The following is an 8,623-nucleotide window of genomic DNA, read 5'->3' as shown; positions in this document are numbered from 1 at the left end:
GGGGTTCGGTGGGTGGGTGGCCGGTGCTGGCGGGCCGGTCGGCTCGAGGAGCTGGGCGGCGATGCGGGCTGCGCCGAGCGCCACCACGTGCTTGGGATGCGCGTCGACGACCGTGGGACGTCCCATTGCCGATTCCACCATCCGCGCCACCGCGGGGATTCGAGAGGAACCGCCGGCGAGCAGCACGGCGGCGAGGTCCTCCGGCTTGACCTCGGCGGAGCTCAGCGCGCGGTGCAGTGCCTCGACGGTGGCGTCGATCGCCGGGTGGACCATCTCCTCGAACCGCGCGCGGGTGAGCGGGACGTCGTGGCGGACCGCCGGCAGGAACACCGGGATCACCGTCTCGGTGTCGAAGGAGAGCGCCTCCTTGGCCAGCACGCACTCCTGGCGCAGCCGGGCCAGCGCGACCGCGCCGTCGGGGTCGCGGGGATCGAGGTCGGTGACGGCGCCGCCGAGTTCCCGGTCGACGTGGCGCAGGACGGCCTCGTCGAAGTCGACGCCGCCCAGCCACTCGACGCCCTCCGGCACGCCGAGGATCTCCATCTCACCTGCCTCGAACCGCAGGATCGCGGTGTCGAAGGTGCCCCCGCCCAGGTCGTAGACGGCGATGACGTCGCCGTCGGCGAGCTGGCGGATCGCCGCGTAGTGGGTCGCCGCGGCCACCGGCTCGGTCACCATCCGGACCTCGCCGAGACCTGCCAGCCGGGGCACCGCGTCGAACTGCTCCAGTCGGTAGGGGCCCCACACGGCCGGGCGGCTGAGCACGATCGACTGCGGCGGCGCGCCCTGGACCTGCGTGACCGCCTGGACGGCGTCGCTCAACGAGGCAGCGAGAAGCGCCGCCGGGAAGTAGGGGGCGTCGCCCAGCACGAGCGGGGTGGGATCACCCAGCCGGCGTTTGTACCCCCGGGCCGCCCGGTCGGGCTCCAGCACGGCCCGGCGCACCGCGGCCTCCCCGGTCAGCAGGCGCCCGTCGCGCCCGGCGAACACCACGGCCGGGGCGACGACGCTGCGGTTGCCCAGGCCGATCATCTCCGTGTGGCCGGCGCGGCCGAACTCCGGCGCTCCGCCCTGGCCGACGGCCACCGCGGAGAACGTGGTTCCGAGGTCGACCCCGAGCCCGTACCTCACCGTGGCCGACTCCCGGAATGATCCGTATTGACCTGATTTGCCCCACACATTCTCTGCCAGTGTAGAAGGACGGCGACCCTCCGTGGACGGAGTTTTCCCGCATTTCGCCTGAGCGTCGCCGGGAGGCCCACATGGGACGACTGCGGAGTGGCTTACGCCTGGTCAGTCCGCAGCCCGCTCGGGCGGGTCGGGATGCTCGTGGTGCGGGCTGAGCAGGTGTTCGGTGAAGTGCAGGGCGGCCGGTTCGAACTGCAGCACGATGTGCTTGACGCCGGCGTGCACGTCACGCCAGATCCGCTGCAGCGGGTCGTTCCGGGCCTCGCCCCGCACGCCGTTGCCGTGCTGCAGGGCGTCGACGGCGCTGGTGAGCAGGGCCGCCGCGAGGGCGCTGTCGCGGTGGCTGCGGGCGATCAGCGCCGGGGTGAACGCGTCGCGTTCGGCGCTGCGGGCCACCCGGTCCAGCAGCAGCCCGGCCGCGTCGATCTCCCCGGCGGCGCGGGCGAAGCCGATGCGCGCCGAGTCCCGCACGGCGCGTCCCTCGGCGGCCGCCCGGGTCAGCGACTCCTCGGCGATCCGCAGCGCGCCACGGGCCGCGCCGAGGATCGGGCAGCCGAAGGTCAGGCCGTTCACCGCGAACAGCGGCGCGAATCGCCGGGGCCCGCCGACCGGCTCGGGGCGCCCGGCGAGCAGCTCCTCGCGCGGAAACGACCGCCGGGCGGGGACGAACACCTCGTCCAGCGTCAACGACTGGCTGCCCGTGGCGCGCATACCCAGGGTGAACCAGGTGTCGGTGATGGTGTAGTCCGACCTGGGCACGACGAAGAAGCGTCCCTCGTCGACGCCCGCAACGATCGGCCCGAGCACGATCGCCCAGTCAGCGAACTCCACCCCGCTGACGAACGACCAGGTGCCGGAGACCAGTCAGCCGCCGTCGACCTCGGCCGCCGTGCCCTGCGGGATGACGGCCGCGACCAGTCGGGTGTCCGGGCCCTGCTCCCACACGTCGGCCTGCCCCGGCGGCGGCAGGAAGCCGGCGAACCGCGCCGAGCTGGCCAGCAGCCCCGCAACCCAGGCGGCGGACGCGCAGCCCTCCCCGACCGTGATCACCGCCTCGGCGAGGTCGCGGTAACCGCACGGTTCGCCGCCGAATTCCGGCGGGGTGAACCAGCGGCCGAATCCGGCGCCGACGAGCGCGTCGACCACCTCCGGCCGCAGCCGCCGCTCGGCGTCGGCCTGAGCCGCGTGCCGGCCGGCGAGTGTGCCGGCGGCCCGGACCGCGGCCGCATTCCCGGACACCTCTGACATCGTCGTGCTCCTCTTCGGTCGCTCTCGACTGTCTGCCTGGGCTGCCGCGGGTGGCAGGCCAGTTTCGAAAAGTAGCTGCTGGGCAGCGCATGTGCACCAAAGTGGCAGTAAGTGCATCTCTCGCCGGTGTCGTCCTGACGCGCCGGGCGGCCGGGACGACGTGGCCGCGTGCTGCGCCGCCCGGCGGTGGGCGGTCGCCGCCCGGCGCCGTCATTCGAACGGATGTTTGGTATCGTCGGGTCGTGGAGCTTGCGCCGTTCCAGGCATCGCTGCTCGATGCGGCGGCGGCGGTCGAGGTCGCTCCGCTCGCGGGCACCGCGCGTCGGCGCGCGCTGTCGGCGGGTGCGTGGGTCGACCTGCGGCCGCGTTGGATCGAGGGGGCGGACGCCCTGTTCGACCGGCTGCGTGACGGGGTCCCCTGGCGGGCCGGGCGGCGCCCCATGTACGAGCGGGTGGTCGACGTCCCGCGGCTGCTGGCCTTCTACGGTGACGGCCAGGCGCTGCCCGACCCGGCGCTCGCGGTGGCCCGCAGCGCGCTCGACGAGTACTACGCGGCCGAGCTGGGCGAGCGGTTCGTCACCGCGGGGCTGTGCCTGTATCGCGACGGCCGCGACAGCGTCGCCTGGCACGGCGACCGGATAGGGCGCGGTGGCCGGCAGGACACGATGGTGGCGATCATCGTGCTGGGCTCCCCCCGGCCGCTGCTGCTGCGCCCGCGTGGCGGCGGCCCGGCGCTGCGCTTCGAGCTCGGCCACGGCGACCTGATCGTCATGGGCGGTAGCTGTCAGCGCACCTGGGATCACGCCGTGCCCAAGTCGGCGCGCCCGGTGGGCCCGCGAATCAGCGTCCAGTTCCGCCCGCGCGACGTGCGCTGAGCATCCCCGTCGCGCGGTGCCGGCGGCGATCCCGTCGGCCACGGTGGGACTCGCCCCCGCGGACGCGGCGAACCGGCAGCGCGATCGTGCCGACGCCACCCATGACGGGAGTACCCCTCGCGGGTCACGACCAGAAGCATGGCCAACGAAGGCGACCGAGGTGACGCGATCGGAGAGCTTGGCGAACACGAATGAACCTGCTTTCGACAGAGCGGCCCGCTCAGTGTTCGCGAACGCTCGACCCTCGCCATCCACCCACGATCGGGACTTCCGCAGTGTTCTTCCTCCTCTCTTGACCCGCAGGACTAGTACTCCAGACCCGCAGTCCTAGTGCTCCAGCCGTAGATCGTCACGGTCACGTGGAGAGATCCATAAATGCCCGGAAAGGGTCCTGCAGCGAGCTCCCGGGAATCGTGTCGTTGCTGTGCTCCTCATCGTCGCGATGGGATAGTCCCGACCCGAAGGGCGGGCCGGGAATCCGGCGGGTGGTCGCCGGACGAGACCGCCCGCCGTGCAACGACGGACCTGCCGCCGACGGGCGTGAAAGGAATCGCGAGTGGAAAATCGACGTGCGTTTGTACAGATGGGTCTGCTTTCGGCCCTGACACCCGCTCTGCCGCTCGGTCGTGGCCACGAGGGCAACCTTTCAAGATCGCGATCCGGCGTGGTCCTCGCCGAGGCGACCGGCCTCGACGGAAAGCCGGCGGCGATCCCCCCGCCGCCGCCCAGAGGGAAATGGCCCGCCCCGCGGGCCCCCGCTACGAGTATTCCCGACCCGACCGGCGTGGGTCTCGGCCAACTGACCTGCGGGACCGTCGACGGTATGGTGGCCGGCTTCTGGCAGCGTTCGGTCTACGAGGTGGGCGGCTTCGTCTGGCGGGCCGGCAGACTGCGGGTGCTGCCGCAGAACAGCCGGCCCGCCGCGATCAACGGATCCGGCGTCGTCGTCGGCGACATGGTCAGCCACTACACCGCACAGGCGTTCCGCTGGGCCCGCGGTACCCATCAGCCGCTGGGCTACCTCGGCGGGACCGACGAGCTGGGCGGCCGGTGGAGCCGGGCCGCCGGCATCAACGCGCGTGGGCAGATCGTGGGTACCACCAGCGTCCGCGGCGGCGACCGGCACGCCTACATCTGGGCCAACAATGCCATGACCGATCTGGGGACGCTCGGTGGCCTGTCGAGCGAGGCGGTGGCCGTCAACGAGGCAGGGCAGATCTGCGGAAACAGCGTCACGGCGACCGATCAAAGCCGCGCATTCGTCTGGTCGAACGCGCGTATCTACGATCTCGGCACCCTCGGCGGCTCCTGGAGTCGGGCGGTGGGCCTGAATACCAAAGGGCAGGTGGTGGGGGCCAGCGAGATGGCCGACGGCCGCAGCCGAGCATTCCTGTGGGAACGCGGGGCTCTGCGCGATCTCGGGGTTCTCCCCGGTGACCAGCAGAGCGAGGCGGTCGGGATCAACGACAGCGGTGAGATTCTCGTGCGCAGCATCGGAGCGGAGACCACTGCATTCGTCTGGTATCGCGGCCGGCGCAGTGCGGTCGCGGGCTTCGGGCGGCGGGTCGACCCGGGCGGCATCAACGCGCAGGGCTACGTCTGCGCGACGGCGCTCAACACCACCGGCAACGACCACGCCATCCGCTGGCGAGGAGGCGTCACCACCGATCTCGGCACGCTCGGCGGAGACTACAGCTACGCCTCGGCCATCACCGCGGCCGCGACGGTGCTGGGAAGCTCGGCGGTCGCCGGGGCCTTCGTGCCCCAGGCCGTGTTCTGGACCCTTTGACATCCTCCTCCGCGTGAACACGGAGGAGGATGTCAACTCGCGGAAGTGCCGGTGGAACGCCGACGGGCTCATCCCGGCGAGCCGGGCGAGGCCGGCGATCCGCAGCGGCTTGGTCAGCGAAGGGTTCGGCTCCGCCGTCGACACGCTGGACAGCAGCAGCCCGTCGATCGGCGTGCCCAGATTCGGCCGGGCGTGGGTCGTGATCAGGTCGCGGATCTCGGCCAGCAGGATTGGGCAAGACCCCCCCGCTGCTCCAGAGCTCCGTCCGCTACCGAGCTGACTGGGCCTGAGCCGCCGGAAGGTAGGCGTCCAGCTCGCCGGGCCCGAACCGGCACAGCCCCATCGACCACCAGAACTCCCCGGCCACGGTGCCGACCACCGTGTAGGTCCCGTCCGGCCGGTGCACGGCCCACCCCCCGTCCCGCAGCCCGATCATTGTTGCGATCGGATCGCCGGTGGCGACGTCCCACAGGCGGCAGGTGTCGTCGTTACCTACGGTGGCAAGGACGTGCCCTGCTGGGGAGAAGTCGGCCGACGAGACGCGGGCGGTGTGTCCGGTGAGGGTGTGGGTGCAGGTGCCGTCGGTGGTGTTCCAGATCCGCGCGGTGTGGTCGTCGCTGGCGGTGGCGAGGTGGGTGCCGTCGAGGGAGAACGCGACCGAAGTGATCAGGCCGGTGTGCCCGGTGAGGGTGCGCAGCAGGGTTCCGATGTGTGTGTCGGCGAGGACCAACGTGGTGCCGGCGGTGTAGGCGACGAGACGGCCGTCGGGGGAGAAGACGATCTCCCTCACTATGCCGTCCGGTGGCGTGCACAGCGCTGGGGTGTCGCGGCCGGTCAGGGCGGCGAGTCGCAGGGCGGGGTGGGTGAGCAGGCCGGGGTCCAGGGTGCGGCCGAGGAGGGCGGCCTGGAACCAGTCGCCGCCGTCGAGGGCGGCCGCGGTGAGGACGCAGCGCAGCAGGCGTGTTCCGGTGCAGTCGGCCCCGGTCAGGTCGGCGCCGGTGAGGGTCGCGCCGGTGAGGTCGGCCTCGTAGAGGCGGATGCCGCTGAGGTTCGCGCCGGTGAGGTTCGCGAACCGCAGGTTCTGGCCCGTCAGGTCATGGCCGCGCAGGTCCTGGCCAGCCAGCTGGGTGCCGTGGAGGCGAAGCTTCATCCTGCGCGCGACGCGCAGTGCGTTACTGCGGGCCGTGCCGCCATCGGTACCGGCGCTGGTACCGGGACCGGGATGTTCCTCCAGGGTGGCGCGGGCCCACTGCTCCAGGTCGGCGCGCCCGGCGATGCCGTGCAGGAAATCGACCATCAGGTCGGACATCTCCTGGTAGCCCAGCAGGGATGGCGCGGGGCCGGAGGTGGCCGCGGCGAGTTGCCCGGCGGCCTGCGCGGCGACGAGGTACTCCAGAACGGAACGGTGCACGAAGCCGAAGGTGGCGTCGTCGGTGCGCACCAGCATGCTGCCGGAACCCACGATGAACGTCGCCTGCTTGGGGTCGAGCTTGAGCGATTCGAGATCGGTGAACGTTGTCCGGACAGAATCCGACAAACTGTCCAGGCCGAGGGTGTCCCGTGACTCCTTCCACAGGTCGACGGCGAGCGCGTCGACAGCCTGGCGCAGCTGTCCTGCGTCGAGGGTCTGGTGAGCGCCGGAGGTCGGCTGGCGGCGGGACACTTCATGGTCGAGCCACCGGGTCAGCAGTTTGGCGTACAGGTCGGCGGAGGTGATGCCGTCGCCTGTCCGGGCATCCAGCAGCTCCCGTTCGTCGAGTTCGGCGATGAAGCCCAACATGCGGGGGTTGGCGGACAACCCCAACAGGTCCTGGATCGAGCGGATCAGGTCCAGCCGGACGCTGGCGCGCCGTTCCGCTTCTTCCTGCTGGCCTGCGATGTCGGTCTGGCCGCTCTCGCTGCTCGCCTCCTGCGCGGCAACCTGCTGGCGGAACAGCCGGACGAGGAACTCCCGGATCTGCTTGGCGTCGAAGTCCTCGAGGTGCACCTCCCGGCTGCCCGCTCCCCGCTGCGCCTGGTCGCCAAGTTCGGTGCGGTGTTGGCTGTCGGTCAGGAAATGCTGGGTGCGGCTGGTCAGGACGACCTTCGCGCGTCCGTTCACCGCGTCCAGGACCGTCTTCAGATGCTCGGCGGCCCGGTCGTAGGTGACGCGCAGGGCCAGCTCGTCGAACCCGTCGAACAGCAGGGCGACCTTGCCCTGCTCCACCATCCGTCGCACCGCTCGGACGTCCACACCGTGCTCGCCGTCCTTGGTGAGATGCACTGCCAGCAGTTCGTCGATGGTGTGGGTCTTCTCCAACGTCCGCAGCTCGACGAGCATCGGTGAGACCTGTGGCAGCTCCTCGGGCAGCCGTCGGGCCAGCTCGCGCAGCAGGAAGCTCTTCCCGTGCCCGAAATCGCCGAGGACGAGCAGGAAGCGGGAGTCTTCCACGTCGAGCCAGTCGAGCATCGCCGTGAACACGTCGCCCTGGACGGTCCGCTTGTCACCCTGCCCACCGCCGAGGCCGCCGAGACCATCGCCGCCGAGGCTGAACCGCTGCGGCACGTACAACCCGGGCGGGTAGACCGGATCCTTGGCGAGGCGCTCCGCCTGGCGTTTCAGGTAGCGCCGGGGGTCCCACCGGCCCTCGAACTCGGCGAGGCTGCGCACCTTGATCCGGTGGCGGCGTGCCTGCTTGAGTACCTCCTCCGCCGCAGGCGCACCGAGATGGACCAGCTCGGAGTCCACCGAGTCGTCAGCCGGCAGGTAGATCTCGCGGATGACCGTCTCGTGGAATACCTTCATGGTGGTCATGTTGGGTGAATCAATGCTGACGCCGATCGGCCAGCGTTGTCGCTCACGGTCACGCATCCCGGCGGCCTCGAGGTAGGGGAACGGGCTGCCCGCCGTGGGTCGTCGGATCGTCGCGTCGGGATGACGCAGCTGGCAGGCCTCCTCCACCAGGCCCAGCAGCCGGGTGGTCAGCGCCTCGCGGTCCGGCCCCGGGAAGGGCGGCGGCACGTCGCCGCCGCCGGGCACCCCCGGGAAGGGCGGGGCCACCGCGGGCGGCACCTTCTCACCGCTGTCGGCCGCGTGCAACCCGTCGAGCAGGGCGCGGCGGGCGTAGTCCGCGGAGAGGTCCACCAGCGTGATCCGGCCGATCTGCCGCATCAGCTCCGGTGAGTCACCCGGCGCGATCCGCACCGGAACCAGTATCTTGCGGCCCTCGACCGCATGCGCCAGCGCAGAGCGCAGTTCCGCCTTACACCACGGGGACGTGAGGTAGTCGGGGGAGAGGACCGCGACAATGTGGGACGCCGCCGCCAGCTCCTGCTGAATCCATTCCACGAAGTTCCGGCCGGGAACCGAATGCCAGGCCTGCAGCCGGGGCCGGTACCCCGCCTCCATGAGCTGCCAGGCGATCCACACCGCCCACGGCTCGTCCGGCTCCGTATAACTGAGAAAGACCCTGCGCGCCTCACCTGCCGCGCGCGCCCCGCCACCCTGCGCCCCCACGCCCATGGGCCAAGGATGACATGTGGC

The 8,623-nt window shown here is 71.4% G+C and carries 6 protein-coding genes; 2 read left to right on the top strand and 4 right to left on the bottom strand.

The features are described 5' to 3' along the window. The 3 genes from NBZ85_RS23250 to NBZ85_RS23240 all read right to left on the bottom strand — a co-directional run. A partial coding sequence (locus NBZ85_RS23250) for an Hsp70 family protein (RefSeq protein ID WP_261562584.1) occupies nucleotides 1-1,131 on the bottom strand: 1,131 nt, incomplete at its 3' end. 162 nt (nucleotides 1,132-1,293) lie between these two features. Beyond that, on the bottom strand, nucleotides 1,294-2,019 hold the full coding sequence (locus NBZ85_RS23245) for an acyl-CoA dehydrogenase family protein (protein WP_261559876.1): 726 nt from the start codon (nucleotides 2,017-2,019) through the stop codon (nucleotides 1,294-1,296). A 33-nt stretch (nucleotides 2,020-2,052) separates the two neighbouring features. After that, nucleotides 2,053-2,436 (bottom strand): acyl-CoA dehydrogenase family protein, encoded by a 384-nt coding sequence (locus NBZ85_RS23240; RefSeq protein ID WP_261559877.1) that lies wholly within the window; start codon nucleotides 2,434-2,436, stop codon nucleotides 2,053-2,055. 242 nt (nucleotides 2,437-2,678) lie between these two features. Here NBZ85_RS23240 and NBZ85_RS23235 point away from each other — a divergent pair, with 242 nt between their 5' ends. Beyond that, nucleotides 2,679-3,311 carry an alpha-ketoglutarate-dependent dioxygenase AlkB gene (locus NBZ85_RS23235; RefSeq protein WP_261559878.1) on the top strand — a complete coding sequence of 211 codons (633 nt, stop codon included), beginning with the start codon at nucleotides 2,679-2,681 and terminating at the stop codon, nucleotides 3,309-3,311. A 583-nt stretch (nucleotides 3,312-3,894) separates the two neighbouring features. After that, entirely contained in the window at nucleotides 3,895-5,100 is a 1,206-nt protein-coding gene (locus NBZ85_RS23230; RefSeq protein WP_261559879.1) for an HAF repeat-containing protein, read from the top strand. A 268-nt stretch (nucleotides 5,101-5,368) separates the two neighbouring features. On the opposite strand, the gene NBZ85_RS23225 is transcribed toward NBZ85_RS23230, so the two are convergent. Next, the gene (locus NBZ85_RS23225; protein ID WP_261562583.1) at nucleotides 5,369-8,602 is read right to left on the bottom strand and encodes a TIR domain-containing protein; all 3,234 of its coding nucleotides are present in this window, start codon (nucleotides 8,600-8,602) and stop codon (nucleotides 5,369-5,371) included. Nucleotides 8,603-8,623 lie beyond the last annotated feature (21 nt).

Origin of the sequence: Frankia tisae, from assembly GCF_025403405.1 — a bacterium.
Lineage (GTDB): Bacteria > Actinomycetota > Actinomycetes > Frankiales > Frankiaceae > Frankia > Frankia tisai.
This window is presented reverse-complemented; position numbering and strand designations above follow the sequence as displayed.